We start from the raw sequence: 17721 nt of genomic DNA on the forward strand, positions 1-17721 counted from the left end.
GGCCGACCGGGTCCCGGACGGCGCCGCAAGGCCTAACTACCGCCCTCCCCGTCCGGATACTGCCGCGGCAGATGGTCGTGACCAGGGAGCGTTCTGACCGGAAGGGGACTGACTCCGGGGGCGGGAAGCTCCTAGCATCGGGGTTGATGGAGCTTCTGGAGCGCGGTGCGCCGCTCGCTGAGCTGGACGAACTGCTGACGGCCAGTGCCGCCGGCGGGCGGGTCGCGCTCGTCTCCGGGGAGGCCGGGGCCGGCAAATCGATGCTGGCCACCGCGTTTGCCGAGCGGGTCGGCGGCCGCGCCCGGATGCTCTGGGGCGCCTGCGATCCGCTGCTCACGCCGCGGGCGCTCGGGCCGCTGCACGACATCGCCCGGCAGGCCGGGGGCGCGCTGCGCGAGCGGATCGGCGACCGGCCGCGCGGTGAGGTCTTCGACGCTCTGCTGGAGACGCTCGACGGGCCGGCCCAGCGGGTGCGGCCGGTGGTGGTGATCGAGGACCTGCACTGGGCCGACGAGGCCACCCTGGACATGGTCGCGTTCCTCGGCCGGCGGCTGGCCCAATGCCGGGCGCTGCTGGTGCTGACCTATCGCGACGACGAGGTCGGCCCCGACCACCAGCTGCGCGCCGTGCTCGCCGGGCTGCCCCGGCCGGCGCTGCGCCGGATGCCGCTCGCGCCGCTGTCCGTCGCGGCGGTCGCCGAGCTGGCCCGCCGGGCCGGCCGCGCCGCGACGACCGTGCACGAGCTCACCGGCGGCAACCCGCTGCTGGTCACCGAGGTGCTCGCCACCACCGCGCCGGGCGTGCCGGCGAACGTCCGCGACCTGGTGCTCTCCCGGCTCGCCGCGTTGTCCCCGGAGGCGCGCGCGGTGGCCGGCCTGGTCGCGGTGGCCGCCACCCGGGTCGAGGCGGCGCTGCTCGCGGACCGGGCCGCCGAGGTGGACGAATGCCTGGCCAACGGCGTGCTGACGGACGCCGGCGACCGGGTGGGCTACCGGCACGAGCTGCTGCGCCGGGCGGTCGAGGAGTCGCTGTCCCCGGTGCGCCGGGCCGCGCTGCACGCCCGGGTGCTGGCCGCGCTGACCGGCCGGCCGGGCGTCGACCCGGCCCGGCTGGTGCACCACGCCTACCACGCGGGCGACGCGGCCGCGGTGCTGCGCTGGGTGCCGGCCGCCGCCGCGCGCGCCGCCGAGCTGGGCGCCTACCGGCAGGCCGCGGCGCACTACGCGACCGCGCTGCCGATGGCGGTGGACTTCGCCCCGGCCGAGCGGGCCGAGCTGCTGGAGGAATACGCGCTGGCCGCCTACCTGGGCGGGCTGACGGCGGAGGCGCTGCGGGCCTACCGGGAGGCGCTGGTGCTGCGCGAGGGCACCGGTGACCTGGCCCGGATCGGTGACGACCTGCGCTGGGTGTCCCGGCTGAGCTGGTGGAACGGGCGGCCCGACGAGGCCCGGCCGGCCGCGGTCCGGGCCATCGAGGTGCTCGAGGGGCTGCCGCCCGGCCCGGGTCTGGCGGCGGCCTACAGCCAGCTGTCCGGCCTGCACATGCTCGGCGACGAGCCGGACGACGCGATCGTCTGGGGTGAGCGCGCGCTGGAGCTGGCCCGCCGCGTCGGCGCCGTCCAGGTCGAACTGCACGCACTGGTCAACATCGGCACCGCGATGATGCATCGGCGCTACCCGGTGGGCCGCGACGAGCTGGAGGGCGCGCACGCCTATGCGGTCGAGGCGGGCGACGACGACCAGGCCGCCCGGTCTCTGGTGAATCTGGCGAGCATGGCGCTCGACTGGTGCGACCTGGAGACCGCGGCGGACGCCCTCGACCGGGTGATGCCCTTCACGGTGGCTCGTGACCTGGACGGTTACACCCGGCACATGTTCGGTTATCGGGCCCGCCTGCGCCTGCTGCGCGGCGACTGGTCCGGTGCGGCGGCGGACGCCGAGCAGGCGATCATCGGCCCGGACCAGCCCGGCGGCTGCATCACCGGAGCGCTGACCGTGCGCGGGCTGATCGCCACCCGGCGCGGCGATCCGGCCGGGGAGGCCGATCTGATGCTCGCCGCACAGCGCTCCCACCGCACCGGCGAGTCGCAGTTCGTCGCACCGGCCTCGATCGCGCTGGCCGAGCACCTGTGGATGATCGGCGAGCCGGACCGCGCGGCGGCCGAGGCGAAGCGCGGGCTCGAGGTGGCCGAGCGCTGCGAGCAGCCGTGGTACGTCGGTGAGCTGGCGTTCTGGCTGTGGCGCTGCGGGCGGATGGGCGAGGCGCCGGCCCGCGCGGCCACGCCCTATCGGCTGCTGATCAACGGCGACTGGCGGGGTGCGGCCGAGGAGTGGGCGGCGCGCGGCTGCCCGTACGCGCGGGCCGAGGCGCTGTCCCAGGGCGATGCGGAGGCCGCCGCCGAGGCGCTGCGCGAGTTCGACCGGTACGGGGCGGTGGCCCGGTCCCGGCGGCTGCGGCTCGACCTGCGGGAGCGTGGTCTGCGCGTACCCAGAGGACCGCGACCGTCGACGGCGGCCGACCCCACCGGCCTCACCGCCCGTCAGCGTGAGGTCCTCGAGCTGCTCGCCGAGGGACTCAGCAACGCCGGCATCGCGGAGCGGCTGCACCTCTCGACCAAGACCGTCGACCACCACGTCTCGGCGATCCTCGGCAAGCTCGGGGTGTCCTCCCGGGGTCAGGCGGCGGCCGCGCTGCGCGACCCAACATGGGGAGCTTCACCCATGCGGCCGGGTCGGCCGCGCACCTAACGTCCCTGGCATGACGACCTCACTTGCACTCGACGGCATCAAGGCCAAGCAGCAGAAGACATGGGCCAGCGGCGACTACGGCGCGGTCGCGACCCTCATCCACGTGACCGCGGAAGATCTGGTGCAGGCCGCGGACCTCGCCGCCGGCTCCCGCGTGCTCGACGTGGCGACCGGCACCGGCAACGCGGCGCTCGCCGCCGCCCGGTGCCAGGCCGAGGTCACCGCGATCGACTACGTGCCCGAGCTGATGGACCGGGCGAAGGAGCGGGCCGCGGCCGAGCACCTCACGATCAAGTTCCGCGAGGCCGACGCCGAGGCGCTGCCCTGCGACGACGGCGAGTACGACGCGGTGATCTCGGTGTTCGGGGTGATGTTCGCGCCGAACCAGGACGCCGCCGCCGGTGAGCTGGTGCGGGTCTGCCGATCCGGCGGCACGATCGCGCTGGCCAACTGGACCCCGGACGGCTTCATCGGACAGGTGTTCAAAACCATCGGCCGGCACGTGCCGCCGCCCGCCGGGGTGCGCCCGCCGCCGCTCTGGGGCGACGAGGCCCGCCTGCGCGAGCTGTTCGGCGAGGGCGTCTCGGACCTGCGGATCACGCCGCGGAACTTCGTCTTCCGGTTCCCGACACCGGCCGCCTGGGCGGACTACTTCAAGCTGCACTACGGCCCGACGCTCAAGGCGTTCGAGGCGCTGGGTGACGGCGGCAAGGCTCTCTACGACGACCTGGTCGCGCTCGCGAGCGAGTTCAACGTGGCCACCGACGGCACCGCCAAGATCCCGTCGAAGTATGTCGAGGTCGTCGCGATCCGGGCCTAAGCGGCCTGGGCGAACCGGCGGTCCAGCACGGCGGCGAGGCTGTGCACGGTCTCGTTGCCGAGCTTCTCGAACTCGATCTTCATCACCGGTGTGGCCAGCTTGGCGACGCCGTGCATCTCCAGATCGAGGTGATAGGTGACCTCACAGCCCCGGCCCCGCGGCCGCACCGTGATGGTGCCGGTCGCGGTGGCGCCCTCGTTGCGTCCGATGAAGACCAGCCGGTCGGCATCGGCCTCGCACAGCGTGTAGGTCAACTCGGTGGTCACACCCAGCACCTTCGACGCGTTGTGCCACGAGCTGCCCACCCGGATCGGGCCGTCGTCGATGCGCTCGGTGCGGCGGGTGGCCGGATCCCACTCCTCGGTGTTGCCGAAGTCGCGCAGATAATCGAGCACCGCCTCGGCGGGAGCGCCGACGCCGAAGTTCCGCTTCACGACGATGCTCATCGCACCAGACTACGGGCGGCTCTGGCGAACCGGCTCGGAATGATCTCAAACATGGTGGAATCGGGGCATGCCCGCCACGCCGCCGCCGGTGTTGCTGCGCCCCGTGCTGCACGCCGCCGACCGGATGCGCACCAGCATGCGTCTCGGCGTGCTGGTGCTGGTGCTCTGCGTGCCGGGGATCGTCGTGACCTGGGCGTACACCGCCGAGGTGAACGCGAAGATCCTGTTCAGCACGATGGAGGAGCAGGGCACCGAGGTGGTCGAGCCGGCGCTGCTGGCGCTCGCCGATGCCGTGGGCGGCCGCACGCCCGACGTCGACGCGGTGCGTGCGGCGATCGCCGCCAACCCGGAGCTGAACCTGACCACCGAGGTGTCCGGCGACCCGGCCGCGCTGGTCGCCCTGGTCACCGAGGTCGGCAACAACTCGAACCTGATCCTGGACCCCGATCTGGACTCGTTCTATGTGATGGACGCGCAGATCGTGCAGCTGCCCAAGGCGCTGCTGGCGGCGGCCGAGGCGGCCACCGCCACCCGGGCGGACACCAGCGAGGCGGTGGCCGCGCAGGCGGTGCGGGCCGGCACGCTGTCGGGTGCGGCGGAGAGTCTGCGTACGGACGTGAAGACCGCGACCGAGACCACGAAGGCGAGCGGGCTGGACGCCGAGCTCGAGCCCCTGGGCCGGGCCGCGGACGCCCTGGCCGGACTCGCCACCGAGCTCACCGGCTCGCTGGAGACTCCCGGCCCGGCCGACGTCACGACCACCGCCACGGCCATCCGGGACGCCGTTCCGGCACTGGTCGACGCGATGCGCGGGCTGCTGGAGACCCGGATCGGCGGCTTCACCCAGGGCCGGCTCGTGGTGCTGGCGCTGGCGCTGGGCGGGTTCGTGCTGGCGGCCTGGTTCGCGGCGGGGGTGCTCTGGCGTACCCGTCATGATGTGGCCCTTGCCGTGACCGGCGTGCAGGCCATCGCGGACGGCGACCTCACCGAGCGGGCCCTGCCCTCCGGCCGCGACGAGCTGGGCGACATCGGCCAGGCGCTGACCGTCGCCCGCGACCGCATGATGCAGCAGGACGGCGAGCTCACCGAGGCCGAGGCGGTGCGCGAGGAGCAGCTGCGGGTCAGCTTCCTGCACCAGCGGCAGGCCGAGCTGCGGCTGCGCGACCGCGCCCAGTCGATCATCGATGAGTCCACCTCGGTGATCGCCGACGAGCTGCGCACGGTCACCGAGCAGGTCGGCGAGGTGCGGCAGGCGGCCGACACCATCGACAGCGAGATCTCCGCGACCGACGAGGCGACCTCGGCCGTGGTCGGGCATGCCCGGCACGCCGAGCAGGTGATCTCCACGCTGGAGCTGAGCCTGCGCCGGGTGGCGAGCACCGCCGCGCTGGTCAAGGGCATCGCCGGGCAGACCCGCCTGCTGGCCCTGAACGCCACCATCGAGGCGGCCCGAGCCGGCGAGCTGGGGCTCGGCTTCACGGTGGTGGCCGACGAGGTCAAGGAACTGGCCACCACGACCACGCAGTCCACCGAGCAGATCGCCGAGACGATCCAGGAGCTGGAACGCGCCACCGCGGAGATGGCCGACACCATCTCGGCGATGGTGACCGGCATCGGCAGCGTGGGCGACGCGGCCACCTCGCTGCGGTCGCTCGCCTCCGACCAGGGCACCGTGGTGACCCGGCTGGCCGACCAGATGAACTCGACGATCGCGCGGGTCGAGCAGATGTCCGGGCTGGCCGCGCAGCTGGAACGCCGGCAGTCCGACCGGATCGCGGCGACCGGGCCGGTGATCGTGCGGGTGCCCGGCCACGACCCGGTCACCGGCGTCCTGCTCAACCTGAGCGTCGGCGGCATGCGGATCCAGGTCGACCCGGACCGCGCCGAGAGCCTGAACGTCGGCGCCCTGGTCGACCTGAACCTGGGCGACGGCGCGCACGCGGTGCCGGTGCAGGCCCGCGTCGTGAACAACGACGACGACCAGGTGGGCCTGCAGTTCCAGTTCACCGACGCGGCCCACGCCGCCCGCGTCGAGGAACACGTGAGCGCGCTGCTGGCCTGACCGAAGCACAGGCGACCGGCGGGCCACATCCACCGGGTCAGCTGAACCGGCGGACGAACTTCTTCTGCCACGGCGTCTCGACGGCCCGCTTGTCGTAGTGCTCGCGCGCCCAGGCCACCGCCGCCGGCGCGGCCACTCCGTCGAGCACCGCAAGGCACGCCATCGCGGTGCCGGTCCGGCCGCGACCACCGCCGCAGGCGATCTCCACGCGGCCGTCCCGCGCGCGGTCCAGGACCTCTTCCAACACCTTCCGCAGGTGCGCCGGATCGCGCGGCAACCGGAAATCCGGCCAGCACACCCATCGGCTCTCCCAGCCGAACTCCGGTGGCGCCGCGCCGAGCAGATAGACCCCGAACGTCGGCGGGTGCCCGGACGGCATCGGATTTCGCAGCCCGCGTCCGCGCACCAGCAGTCCGGACGGCAGCGTCACCACGCCGGGGTCCCCGGCCGAGAACCCGGTCACGGCCGCGCCGGCCCGGCCAGGGCGGACAGCCACAGCGCCACCGCCTGCGCGCCCGGGTCGGGGTGTCCCAGCGCCCGGTCGCCGAGATAGCTGGCCCGGCCCAGTCGCGCCCGCAGGTCCGCAGTGGACGCCGCACCGGCCGCCGCGGCGTCGGCCGCCGCGCCCAGCGCATCGCGCCACGGCTCACCCCGCGAGACCGCCGCCTCGAACGCGTCCGCCGCCGGGACCAGGGCGTCCACCATCGTGCAATCGCCGACCTCCGCGCCGCCCGCCTCCCGGACGCCGTCCACGCCCGCGCGGAAGGCCGCCGGCCAGGAAGGAAGTGCCGCCGCAGCGCGCAGCAGCATGATCGCGTAGAGCGGGCCGGAGGTGCCGCCAATGCTGCGGCGCAGCGTCGCCGACAGGGCTTCGAGAACCGCCGCGGGGCCGCGCTCGCCCGGATAGGTGGGGCACTCCGCCAGCACCGCCGCGGACCCGCGCGCCAGGTTGATGCCCAGATCGCCGTCGCCGGTCTCGCGGTCCAGTTCGGTCAGCTCGTCGCGTACCGAGATGAGGGCCTCCGCGATCGTCTCCAGCCCGCGCCGCAGGGGGTCGTCGGCGGGCAGCGTGCCGGCCTCGGCCGCAGCGGCGGCGGCCGGCGCCGGGATGGAAACCGGCGCCGCCGCGGTGATCGAGGCCGGCCAGGCCGGCGCGGAGGTCGGCGCGTCCAGCGCGGCCAGCAGCGAGTCGTCCACCGGCAGCACGCTCAGCGAGACCCCGGCCATGTCCAGCGCGGTGAGGAAGTTGCCGGCCCACACCCGGGCGACCTCGATTCCGCGGTCGCGCAGTGCGGACGCGGCGGCGCCGGCCACGATGGACAGTTCCATCGGCGGCGTCGCGCCCAATCCGTTGACCAGCAACGCGACCCGGGCGCCGGCGGCGATCCCGCGGTCCGTGACGATCGACTCCACCAGCCGCGCGGTCACGTCGCCGGCGGACTGCAGGAGCGCCCGCTCGACGCCCGGCTCGCCGTGGATGCCCAGCCCCCACTCGACCTCGTCGCCGTCCAGCAGGAAGCCCGGCTGCCCGGCGGCCGGCACCGTGCACGAGCTGAGCGCGAGACCCATCGTGCCGACCGTGTCCGCCACCCGCCGCGCCCGCCGCGCGACCTCGGCCAGCGGCAGGCCCTCGGCGGCCGCCGCGCCCGCGACCTTGTGCACCAGCACGGTGCCCGCCAGCCCACGCCGCCCGGCGCCGTCGGCCGCGTTCAGCGCCACGTCGTCGGCCACCACGACCATCTCGGTCGCGATGCCCTCGGCCCGCGCGAGCTCCGCGGCCAGGCCGAAGTTGAGCCGGTCGCCGGTGTAGTTCTTGACGATCAGCAGCACCCCGCCGGGTGTCGCGGCCGCCCGGATGCCGTCCAGCACCGCGTCCACCGGCGGCGAGGTGAAGACCGCGCCGGCCACCGCGGCGGTGAGCAGGCCGGCGCCGACGTAGCCGGCGTGCGCGGGCTCGTGGCCGGCGCCGCCACCGGAGACCAGCGCGACCTGCCCGGCCGCGCGCACCGCGGCGACGTCCGAGCGGATCGCCGTGGTCGACTCGCCGAGCCGCGCGATCCCGGCGTTGACCAGCGCGAGCCCGTCCAGGGCATCGGCCACCACGTCGTCGGTGGCGTTGATGAGTTTCTTCACCCGCTCATCTTCTCTTGTAAAGTGGTCTCCGTGCTCAGCAGCAGCGTGCGCCGCGACCGACGCCGGGAGTCTCCCGACCGTCCGCGCTGACACATGTCTTCCGCCGGCGGGTTGTCCGCCGCCGGGGCTGCTCGGGGTGACGGCTCGCCCGATCCTTCCGAGGTCGTCATGCATCTTGAAGCACAGCTCGAGGACCGGCTCGCGTCCGCCTTCGCCGCGGTCGCCGGGCATCCCGTCGATCCCCTGGTGCGGCGTTCCCAGCACGCCGATTTCCAGAGCGGCGCCGCCCTGCAGCTGGCCCGCGAGCTGGGCCGCCCGCCGCGGGAGATCGCGGCCGACGTCGCCGCCCGGGCCGACCTGTCCGGCCTCGCGACGGCCGCCGTCTCCGGCCCGGGCTTCCTCAACCTGACCGTCGACGATGCGCTGCTGGCCGACCTGGTCGCCCGGCCGCCGGAGCTGCCGCGCGCGGCCAAGCCGCAGACCGTGGTGATCGACTACTCCGCGCCGAACGTGGCCAAGGAGATGCACATCGGGCACCTGCGGTCGACGTTCATCGGCGACGCCGCGGCCCGGCTGCTCGAGGCGCTCGGCCACGACGTGCGGCGGGCGAACCACCTCGGTGACTGGGGCACCCAGTTCGGCATGCTGGTCGAGCACCTGCTCGAGACGGGAGCCGGCGACGACGACCTGACCGCGTTCTATCAGGCCGCCCGGGCCCGGTTCGACTCCGACGACGACTTCCGCACCCGGGCGCGGCTGCGGGTGGTCGCCCTGCAGAGCGGCGACGAGCAGACCCTCGCGGTGTGGCGGCGGCTGGTCGCCCGGTCCGAGAGCTACTTCCTCGACGTCTACGACCGGCTCGGCGTCACGTTGACCGCGGACGACTTCGTGGGGGAGAGCTTCTACAACGACCTGCTTCCCGGAGTCGTCGACGACCTGACCGCCGCCGGTCTGCTCCGGGTCAGCGACGGCGCGCTGTGCGCGTTCCCGGCGGGCTTCACCGGCCGGGCCGGCGAGGAGCTTCCGCTGATCGTGCGCAAGAGCGACGGCGGTTTCGGGTACGCGGCCACCGACCTGGCCGCCGTCCGGCATCGGGTCGGGGTGCTCGGCGCTGACCGGCTGCTCTACGTCGTCGGCTCACCGCAGCGCACACACTTCCAGATGGTCTTCGCGGTCGCCCGGGAGGCCGGCTGGATCCCGGACGACGTCCAGGTCGAACACGTCGGCTTCGGTTCGATCCTGGGCGCCGACGGCAAGGCGTTCAAGACCCGGGCCGGCGGCACCGTGCGCCTCGCCGACCTGCTCGACGAGGCGGAGTCCCGGGCCGCCGAGCTGCCCGGCCCGCCCGGCGTGGCCCGGACCGTCGGGATCGGCGCGATCAAGTACTTCGACCTGTCCGGCGACCGGCTCAACGACTACACCTTCGACTGGGACCGGATGCTCGCGCTGACCGGCAACACCGGGCCCTATCTGCAGTACGCGCACGCCCGGATCCGGTCGATCTTCGAGCGGGCCGGGGACGAGGCGCGGCCCGGCCCGGTCACGCTCACCGATCCGCGCGAGCGGGCCCTCGCGCTGGAACTGCTCGCCTTCGAGCCGCTGCTGGCCGGCGTCGCGGAGTCGCTCGAGTTCCACCGGCTGGCCGGCTATCTGCACGCGGTGGCCGGCGCGTTCTCCACGTTCTACGAGCACTGCCCGGTGCTCAAGGCGCCGCCCGGCGTGCGGGAGAGCCGGCTGGCGCTGTGCGCGCGGACCGCGGCGACGCTACGGCAGGGGCTGGGTCTGCTCGGCATCGGCACTCCCGAGCGACTGTGAGCGGGTGAACCGGTCGATCCGGCCGAAGCCCGGCCAGATCCGCTCGGTCAGCGCGCGGGTGGTCAGCACCTGGCCGCCCGCGCGCCGCCGCCGCTCGGCCAGCACCGCGGCGAGCAGGGCCAGCGGCGGCGTGCCCAGTGGCGGGTGCTGCGGGATCCGCTCGATCATCTCGGCGGCCAGCCCCTGCGCGAACCGCTCGTGGTGCGGCTGCCGGATGTCCCGCTGACGCGACAGGAAGTGCCGGGCGGCCAGGGCCAGGTCGTCGTCGACCGAGCTGAGGTCGGCGGTGGCCGCCCACCCGCGCAGCGGCGGCGGCATGGCCGGCATCCAGCCCCACTCGGCGGCCGACCGCTCGTGGATGACGAAGGTGCCCGCGGCCAGGTCGCCGAGCCGGCGGCCGCGCGGATGCAGGGTCATCGTGAGCATGCTGACCACCCAGGTGACCAGCGGCATGATCAGGCCCGGCCACTCCACGGCGACGCCGACCAGCGTGCGGGTCAGCGCGTGGCGCACCCGGATCGGGCCGCCGTCCTCGCGCACCACCCGCAGCCCCAGCGCCCGCTTGCCCAGGCTGCGACCGTTGGTCAGGGTCTCCATCGTGGTCGGATAGGCGATGAACACGGCCACCAGCACCAGCACCGAGACGGTCTGCAGCAGCGCGTCGTCGACCAGGTCGCCCAGCGCCAGGGGCAGCAGCGTGAGCACCACGATGAAGAGGAAGAAGCCCAGCACCAGTTGCACGGCGATGTCCAGCACCAGGGCCAGCGCCCGCGAACCGAGCCGGGCATAACGGACATCAACCTCGACGGCTTCACCGTTGACGAGGCGATCCGACCCCTTCTCCACACACGTAGTCAACACGACGCCCGCTACGCTGCGCCGGTGGACCTCGACGCATATGTCGCCGAGCGCCGCGGGGAGTGGAACCGCCTGGAGGCGCTGACCCGCAAGCGCCGGCTCAAGCCCGACGAGGCGGACGAGCTGGTGTTGCTCTATCAGCGGGCCGCCACGCATCTCTCGGTGATCCGCAGCCGCTCGCCCGATCCGGTGCTGGTGGCCGGCCTGTCCCGGCTGGTGCTCGGGGCCCGCGCCGCGATCACCGGCAGCCGCAGATTCTCCTGGGCGCCGATCGGCCGGTTCTTCACCACGTCCCTGCCCGGCGAGCTCTATCGCACCCGCTGGTGGTGGATCTCGGTCGGCGTGACCTGCGTCGTGCTGGCCACCGCGATGATCCAATATGTCGCGGCGAACCCGGACGTGGCCGGCCTGTTCATGTCCCAGCAGGACATCGACCGCCTGGTCGCCACCGACTTCGTCAACTACTACAGCGAGTTCCGCGCGCAGAACTTCGCCGCCCAGGTGTGGACCAACAACGCCCTGCTCACCGCGCAATGCCTGGCGTCCGGCGTACTCATCGTGCCGGTCTTCTATCTGCTCGCGACCAACCTGCTCAGCATCGGCGTGACCGGTGGCGTGATGGTCGGCGCGGGCGCCGGCGACATCTTCCTGATCTACATCGCGCCGCACGGCCTGCTCGAGCTGACCAGCGTCTTCGTCGGCGCCGGCGTGGGCCTGCGGATCGGCTGGGCGTGGATCGCGCCGGGCCCGCACCGCACCCGCGGGCAGGCCCTGGCCGAGCGCGCCCGCAGCGGCATGCTGGTCGCGCTCGGCCTGGTACTGGTGCTGCTGGTGGCCGGGCTGGTCGAGGCCTACGTGACGCCGTCACCGCTCCCGGCGGCGGTCCGGATCGCGCTGGGCGCGATGGTCTGGCTCGCCTTCCTGGCGTACGCCCTGGGCCTCGGCGCCGCGGCCCACCGCCGCCAGTCGACCGCCGACCTGGACGACATCGCCCCGGCCGAGCTGCCCCAGCGCTAACCCTCCGCCAGCACCTTCCGCAGCCGGGCCTCGAACGCGGCCGGGTCCTGGGCGAAGCCGACGTGGCCGCCCGGGAACATCGTCGGCTCGGTGCCGAGCATGGTCGCCAGCACCCGGCAGGCACGGTCGCAGAGCTCGCCGGCCGAGTCCTCGCCCAGGCCGACCAGCACCCGCGTGGCCCGCAGCTTCGCGACGTCCGGCCGGAAGCCGACCGTGCCGCGATACATGTTCCGGTATTGGAACGCCTCGTCGGCGGCCTCCTGCGGGGTCGGCACGCCGCCCGCCATCATCTGCACCACCTCGGCCGGCAGCTCCAGGTTCGCGACCCGCATGAACTTGCGGAAGGTCGCGAGCCGGTCGCCGGTCTCGAAGGTGGCCAGCATGTCCTCGGTGCCGGCCCACAGCTCGTCGCGGTCCGGCAGCACCTCCAGCAGGGGCGGCTCGTGCGGCACGAAGATCGCGGCGCTCGCCGGGTGCTCCTCGGCGAGCGCGAGCACGCTGACCGCGCCGCCGCTGGAGCCCAGCACCAGCGCCGCCGGACCGCGGCCGGTGTGCTCGATCAGGCGGGCCAGGTCGCCGGCGCGCTGGCGCGGGGTCGACGGCGCCGAACGGTCGCGCACCGAACTGCGGTTGATGCCGCGCGGGTCGGTGGTCAGCACGGTGTGGTCGACGGCCAGCAAATCGGCCAGCGGCGCGAACGCGCCGGCGTCCATCGGCGCCGCGGCCAGCACGATCAGCGGGCCGTCGCCGCGCAGCTCGTAGTAGAGATCAGCGTCCGGAACAGAGAGGATGTCGGTCTTCGTCATGTTGGTAGGACCGGCGCCGCCGCGCGAAATCATCGCGTTTCTTGAGAAGGCTTACAGGCGGCCGGCTGCTTTCAACATCAGATAGACGTCGGCGACCTTGGAAGCGAAGAGGTCGCGGGTCTCGTCCACCACGATCACGCCGAGCTGGGTGAGCACCGCGCGCACCCGGTCGCGCTCGGCCAGCGCCAGCTCGGCGGCGGCCGCCACGTGCACGTCGTCGGCCGTCGCGCCGGCCTCCGGCAGCACCGCCAGACGAGCCGTCTCGGGGTCGCGGACGCTGGCCACCACCACCCGGTGCCGGGTGGTCAGCCGGTGCAGCATCGGCAGCAGGCCCTCGATGATCGGCGCCGCGTCCAGCGCCGTGAAGATCACCACCAGCGCGCGCTTGTGGTCGCGGCGCAGCAGCTCCGCCACCGCCAGCTGGAAGTCGGTCTCCACCAGGGCCGGCTCGAGCGCCGCCATGGCCGAGATCAGCCGGGTCAGCTTGGTGCGGTGGCCGCCGCCCTCCACCTTGGCCCGGATCGCGGTGTCCGCGGCCAGCAGGTCGACCCGGTCGTCGGCGCGGGTGGCCAGCACGGACAGCAGCAGCGCGGCGTCGATCGCCGCGTCCAGCCGGGGCTCGTCGCCGATCCGGGCCGCCGAGGTGCGCCCGGTGTCCAGCAGGCAGAGCACCCGGCGGTCGCGTTCCGGCCGCCAGGTGCGCACCACCACGTCCTGGGCACGGGCGCTGGCCCGCCAGTCGATCGAGCGGACGTCGTCGCCGATCACGTATTCGCGCAGGTTGTCGAACTCGGTGCCCTGGCCGCGCCCGCGGGTGACCACGGCGCCGTCGAACACCCGCAGCTTGGCCAGCTTTTCCGGGAGCAGGCGGCGGGACGGGAAGGGTGGCAGGACACGCAACACCCAGGGCGGCGTGTGCTCGTCGTTCCAGGCCGCCCGGCGCTGGCGATACGCGAGGCGCAGCGGACCGTACGACCGCAGCGTCACGCGCACCGACGGGCGATCGCCGTGCCGGGTGGGGGTGAGGACGGTCGCGATCGTGTCCTCCGTACCCGGATCCAACGTCAGCCGGTGCTCCTCGTGGGCCGAACCGGCGGACGGCACCCAGGTGTCCCGAAGGGACAGCCGCAGCAGTCGCGGCGAGGTGTTCGCGACGCCCAGCGTGACCGTCGCCGTGCCGCCCAGCCACACCGTGGTGTCACCCTCGCGGCGCAGCGCCACCCCGGTCAGCGGCCCGGCGACGACCAGGTCGCCGACCGTGATCGCGGCCAGTCCGAGCAGCACCACGATCGCCGCGAGCCACGGCCACGGCAGCACCGCGGGCAGCACCGCGCCCACCGCCAGCAGCAGCGCGAAGCGCCGGGTGACCATCAGCGCGGCGACGGCACGGCGGAGAGCACCTGGCGCAGCACCGAGTCCACCGTGATGCCGTCCAGCTCCGCCTCGGCGCGCAGCCGCACCCGGTGCCGCAGCGTGGGCAGCGCGAACGCCTTCACGTCATCGGGCGTCACGTAGTCGCGGCCGCTCAGCCAGGCCCGCGCCTTGGACACCGCCAGCAGCGCGGTGGCGCCGCGCGGCGACGCGCCCAGCTCGAGCGACGGCGCCACCCGGGTGGCACGCACCAGGTCCACGATGTATTCCAGCACCGGATCGGTCAGGCCAACCCGGCGCACCGCGGCCCGGCCCTCGGCCAGATCCTCGGCGGTCGCCACCGGGCTCACCCCGGCCGCCTTCAGATCCCGCGGGTCGAAGCCGTGGTGGTGGGCGCGCAGCACGTTCAGCTCGTCGTGGCGCTCGGGCAGCGGCACGGACAGCTTCAGCAGGAACCGGTCCAGCTGCGCCTCGGGCAGCGGATAGGTGCCCTCGTACTCGATCGGGTTCTGGGTGGCCGCCACGATGAACGGCTCGGGCAGCCGCCGCGGCACGCCGTCCACGCTGACCGTGCGCTCCTCCATCGCCTCGAGCAGCGCCGCCTGCGTCTTCGGCGGCGTCCGGTTGATCTCGTCGGCGAGCAGCAGGTTGGTGAAGATCGGCCCGGGCCGGAAGTTGAAGGCCGCGGTCCGGGCGTCGTAGACCAGCGAGCCGGTCACGTCGCCGGGCATCAGGTCGGGGGTGAACTGCACCCGCTTGGTGTCCAGGTCGAGCGCGGTCGCCAGGGTGCGCACGAGCAGCGTCTTGGCTACCCCCGGCACACCTTCGAGCAGCACGTGCCCGCCGCAGAGCAGCGCGATGACCACCCCGCCGACCACGGCGTCCTGGCCCACCACCGCCTTGCCGACCTCGGCCCGCAGCCGGCCCAGCGCGTCCACGGAAGACGTCACAACTGATTCCCCTCGTTCTGTTCGCCGATCACATGGCGTACCAGCCGCTGCACGGCCGCGGCCTTCTCGGCCAGGTCCTCGTCGGTGTCCTCGACCCCGCCGCCGAGCAGCGCGCGCACCTCGTGCGTCGGCTCGCCCAGATGCTCGGCCACGTGTTCCGACACCACGTCCACATCGCTCTCGGGCGGCAGCCCGAAGTGCACGGCCAGCCTGCGCACGGCCGCGGCCTGCACGGTGGCCAGCGAGGCGTCGCGCGCCCGCGCCCGCCGATAGAGACCACCGAGCCCGTGTACGGTCTCCGCCGCGCGCACCCGGGCCGGCAGCGGTTCCGGGACCGGCGCCCCCAGCCGGCGCGCGGACGCCAGGGCCAGCGCGAGCAGCGCCAGCGCGAGCAGCAGCAGGGTGGCCCAGAAGGCCGCCGGGAACGCCTCGGCGAGCGCGTTGCCGTCGTCCGGCCGGCCACCGCTCTGCGGCTCCTGCTGTCCGGGACCGTCCTCCCGGGGCTCGGCCGGGCCGTCGCCGCTGTCCGGGTAGTCGCGGTCCGCGTCCGGGTCGGGCTCCGGCTCGCTGCCCGGCTCCGGCTCGCCCTCCAGCGCCGGGTCGACCGCCGGTGGCTGCTCCCGCTCGTGCAGATCCAGCCAGACCACCCGCTGCCCCCGGGAGAGCAGGCGGGTCGCGAAGGTGGCGTTGCCCCACTCGCCGAGCCGGTCGTTGCGGAACGGGTCGGAGGCGCCGACCAGCGTGAACGGCGGCCCGCCGGCGCGGTCGAGCTCGACCACCGACCCGGCGTAGCAGCTGAACGTCATGCCGTCGTCGCCGTGGTACTGCCACCGCCCGACCGCCGCCGGCCGGGTGGCGAACTCCTCGCCGCAGCCCGGGTCGGGGGCCGCCGCGGTCCAGCGCGGCCCGGCCATCGGCACCACCGCGCCCAGCCGGGTGAGCACCCCGATCGTCGGCGTGACCAGCACGATCCGCACCGAAGGCGGGATGCTGCGCAGGTCGCGCAGGTATTCCGGATGGATCATCTCGGGCGCCGGCACGAAGATCGTCGAGCCGGGCGCGGAGGTGGCCGCGGCGATCGCCTCCGGGGTGCGGGTGCGCCGGTCCACCGCGATCCCGGCACTGGACAGCTGCTCGGCCAGGTCGGCGGCGCCGTCCTGCGCGGTGCTGGCAGGGGAGAGGAAGGACGGTCGCGACGGGTCGGGCTTCTCGATCGAGTGCACGACCAGCGTGGCGCTCACCGCGGTCAGCACGACACCCATCGGCAGGACAGCCTTGATCCACTTCTTCACAGCGCCGCCCGCACCTGGTCGGTCAACACGCGCATGTGCTGGTCGTGGGTCTGCTCGGCGGGGCGGTCGCCGTACCAGATCTCGGAGAAGAGCTCGGTGGCACCGCCCAGCGGCGCGGCCACCGTCGGCCGCTGCCCACCCGCGATGCCGGCCAGCTCGGCGGCGGTCCAGCCCGGCTGCGGCGGCACCAGCCGCGCGGCGACCAGCTCACCCAGCGTGACCCGGAGCCGCTGGCGGATCGCCTCGGCGTAGCGCCCCTCGGCGGCCAGCCGGTCGGCCAGCGAGAGGTCGCCGACCGGCACCGGCGCGGCCTCCTCCGGCTCGGCCGCGGTGATCACCGCGTCGGTCTTCGGCGCCTTGTCCTTCTTGTCCTTGCGCCGCCGCTTGAACCGCGGCAGCCGCGGCCACCGGCGCGGCACCCAGGCCGGCCACCAGTACCAGAGGCCGCCGACCAGCGCCGCGGCGCCGAGCAGGATGAGCAGCAGCACGCCGGGCGGCACGACGTCGAAGACGCCGGCCATGAACTCGTCCCAGGCCCGGGTCATGGCCGATGTGCCAACATCGCATCGGGGTCGCCGCCCCGGCTGCGGGTGCGGCTGATCAGGATGTCCAGGCCCTCGGTGCGCACCCGCACGTCCAGCAGCAGCACCGCGGTGAGGCAGGCCAGCGCCGCGTAGGCCACCGTGTTGGCCAGCGCCCGCGCGATCGGCACCAGCCAGGACTGCCCGTCCGGCTCGGCGCCGGTGATCTGCGCGACCAGCTGGGTCCAGCCGGCGCCCAGCGCGAACCGCACCGCGCACCAGGTCAGATATGCCACCACCAGGACCCAGAAGCCACGCGCGAGACCGCGCCCGGCGAGCGCCGCGGACCGCCCGAGCGGATTGCGCGCCCGGTCGTTGGTCAGCGCCGCGCCGGTCATCGCGAAGAACCCGAACACCGCCACCCAGGGCAGCACGGCGAGCACCGCGGCGGCGGCGCCGACCAGCCCGAGGAGCAGCGCGAGCCCGACGGCCGGCAGCGGACGGGTCTGCCGCCACAGCGCGCGATGCCGCACGGCGCGCCCGAGCAGCGCGGGCCCGGCGGCGGCCCCCGCATAGGCGCCGAGCAGGGTCAGGATGGTCAGCTCGAACCCGAACCCGACGGCCACGGTGGTCCACCACTCGAAGAGCTCGGCCTCGGTCGGGCCGTACCAGGGCGGGGTCATGTTGCCCCAGGCCCGCAGCGGCGCGAGCGCGACCTGCTCCGCCGAGGCGAGCACCGCGGACGCGGCGAGCAGCGGCAACGCCCGGCGTCGCAGCAGCGCCATCGCCGCGTCCAGCAGCTCGCCGAGCGTCATCGGGCGCAGCGGAAGCTCCGGCTGCGCAGACATGCGCCGAATCCTATTCGACCGGGTCATCCCGCCCG

General features: G+C 74.2%; 15 protein-coding genes. 5 read left to right on the forward strand and 10 right to left on the reverse strand.

What is annotated here, in order from left to right; all coding sequences use genetic code 11:
* Positions 1-146: 146 nt before the first annotated feature.
* Both ACZ6TI_RS31835 and ACZ6TI_RS31840 read left to right on the forward strand, forming a co-directional pair.
* Complete coding sequence (locus tag ACZ6TI_RS31835; RefSeq protein ID WP_465348875.1) at positions 147-2747, forward strand: ATP-binding protein; 2601 nt, start codon at positions 147-149, stop codon at positions 2745-2747.
* A 10-nt stretch (positions 2748-2757) separates the two neighbouring features.
* Positions 2758-3567, forward strand: coding sequence for a class I SAM-dependent methyltransferase (locus ACZ6TI_RS31840; RefSeq protein ID WP_465348876.1), 810 nt, complete (start codon positions 2758-2760; stop codon positions 3565-3567).
* Here the strand turns inward: ACZ6TI_RS31840 and ACZ6TI_RS31845 are convergent.
* A complete protein-coding gene (locus tag ACZ6TI_RS31845) occupies positions 3564-4013 on the reverse strand; it encodes an SRPBCC family protein (protein ID WP_465348877.1) in 450 nt (149 codons plus the stop codon). The genes ACZ6TI_RS31840 and ACZ6TI_RS31845 overlap by 4 nt on opposite strands.
* 67 nt (positions 4014-4080) lie before the next feature.
* Between ACZ6TI_RS31845 and ACZ6TI_RS31850 the strand changes: the two genes are divergently transcribed.
* Complete coding sequence (locus ACZ6TI_RS31850; RefSeq protein ID WP_465348878.1) at positions 4081-6075, forward strand: methyl-accepting chemotaxis protein; 1995 nt, start codon at positions 4081-4083, stop codon at positions 6073-6075.
* 37 nt (positions 6076-6112) lie between these two features.
* On the opposite strand, the gene ACZ6TI_RS31855 is transcribed toward ACZ6TI_RS31850, so the two are convergent.
* Together ACZ6TI_RS31855 and dhaL are read right to left on the reverse strand one after the other, a co-directional pair.
* Positions 6113-6571 (reverse strand): phosphatase domain-containing protein, encoded by a 459-nt coding sequence (locus ACZ6TI_RS31855; RefSeq protein ID WP_465348879.1) that lies wholly within the window; start codon positions 6569-6571, stop codon positions 6113-6115.
* Entirely contained in the window at positions 6535-8208 is a 1674-nt protein-coding gene (dhaL, locus tag ACZ6TI_RS31860) for a dihydroxyacetone kinase subunit DhaL (protein WP_465348880.1), read from the reverse strand. The genes ACZ6TI_RS31855 and dhaL overlap by 37 nt, the downstream gene beginning before the upstream one ends.
* 168 nt (positions 8209-8376) lie before the next feature.
* On the opposite strand from dhaL, the gene argS reads away from it, so the two are divergent.
* Positions 8377-10023: an arginine--tRNA ligase gene (gene argS, locus ACZ6TI_RS31865; RefSeq protein WP_465348881.1), complete on the forward strand. Its 1647-nt coding sequence runs from the start codon at positions 8377-8379 to the stop codon at positions 10021-10023.
* Here the strand turns inward: argS and ACZ6TI_RS31870 are convergent.
* Positions 9973-10869 (reverse strand): RDD family protein, encoded by an 897-nt coding sequence (locus ACZ6TI_RS31870; protein WP_465348882.1) that lies wholly within the window; start codon positions 10867-10869, stop codon positions 9973-9975. The genes argS and ACZ6TI_RS31870 overlap by 51 nt on opposite strands.
* A 36-nt stretch (positions 10870-10905) precedes the next feature.
* On the opposite strand from ACZ6TI_RS31870, the gene ACZ6TI_RS31875 reads away from it, so the two are divergent.
* The gene (locus tag ACZ6TI_RS31875) at positions 10906-11898 is read left to right on the forward strand and encodes a stage II sporulation protein M (protein WP_465348883.1); all 993 of its coding nucleotides are present in this window, start codon (positions 10906-10908) and stop codon (positions 11896-11898) included.
* Here ACZ6TI_RS31875 and ACZ6TI_RS31880 read toward each other — a convergent pair.
* Genes ACZ6TI_RS31880 through ACZ6TI_RS31905 form a run of 6 tightly spaced genes read right to left on the reverse strand, consistent with a single transcriptional unit; the run spans position 11895 to position 17686 of the window.
* Positions 11895-12704: an alpha/beta fold hydrolase gene (locus ACZ6TI_RS31880; protein WP_465348884.1), complete on the reverse strand. Its 810-nt coding sequence runs from the start codon at positions 12702-12704 to the stop codon at positions 11895-11897. The genes ACZ6TI_RS31875 and ACZ6TI_RS31880 overlap by 4 nt on opposite strands.
* A gap of 51 nt (positions 12705-12755) precedes the next feature.
* Positions 12756-14075: a DUF58 domain-containing protein gene (locus tag ACZ6TI_RS31885; protein WP_465348885.1), complete on the reverse strand. Its 1320-nt coding sequence runs from the start codon at positions 14073-14075 to the stop codon at positions 12756-12758.
* A complete protein-coding gene (locus ACZ6TI_RS31890; protein WP_465348886.1) occupies positions 14075-15025 on the reverse strand; it encodes an AAA family ATPase in 951 nt (316 codons plus the stop codon). Before ACZ6TI_RS31890 ends, ACZ6TI_RS31885 begins: the two co-directional genes overlap by 1 nt.
* Positions 15022-16317 (reverse strand): DUF4350 domain-containing protein, encoded by a 1296-nt coding sequence (locus tag ACZ6TI_RS31895; protein WP_465348887.1) that lies wholly within the window; start codon positions 16315-16317, stop codon positions 15022-15024. The genes ACZ6TI_RS31890 and ACZ6TI_RS31895 overlap by 4 nt, the downstream gene beginning before the upstream one ends.
* A complete protein-coding gene (locus tag ACZ6TI_RS31900; protein ID WP_465348888.1) occupies positions 16314-16862 on the reverse strand; it encodes a DUF4129 domain-containing protein in 549 nt (182 codons plus the stop codon). Before ACZ6TI_RS31900 ends, ACZ6TI_RS31895 begins: the two co-directional genes overlap by 4 nt.
* Positions 16859-17686 (reverse strand): hypothetical protein, encoded by an 828-nt coding sequence (locus tag ACZ6TI_RS31905; protein WP_465348889.1) that lies wholly within the window; start codon positions 17684-17686, stop codon positions 16859-16861. Before ACZ6TI_RS31905 ends, ACZ6TI_RS31900 begins: the two co-directional genes overlap by 4 nt.
* Positions 17687-17721: the final 35 nt, after the last annotated feature.

The sequence above is a fragment of the Actinoplanes sp. NPDC051388 genome, assembly GCF_055586225.1.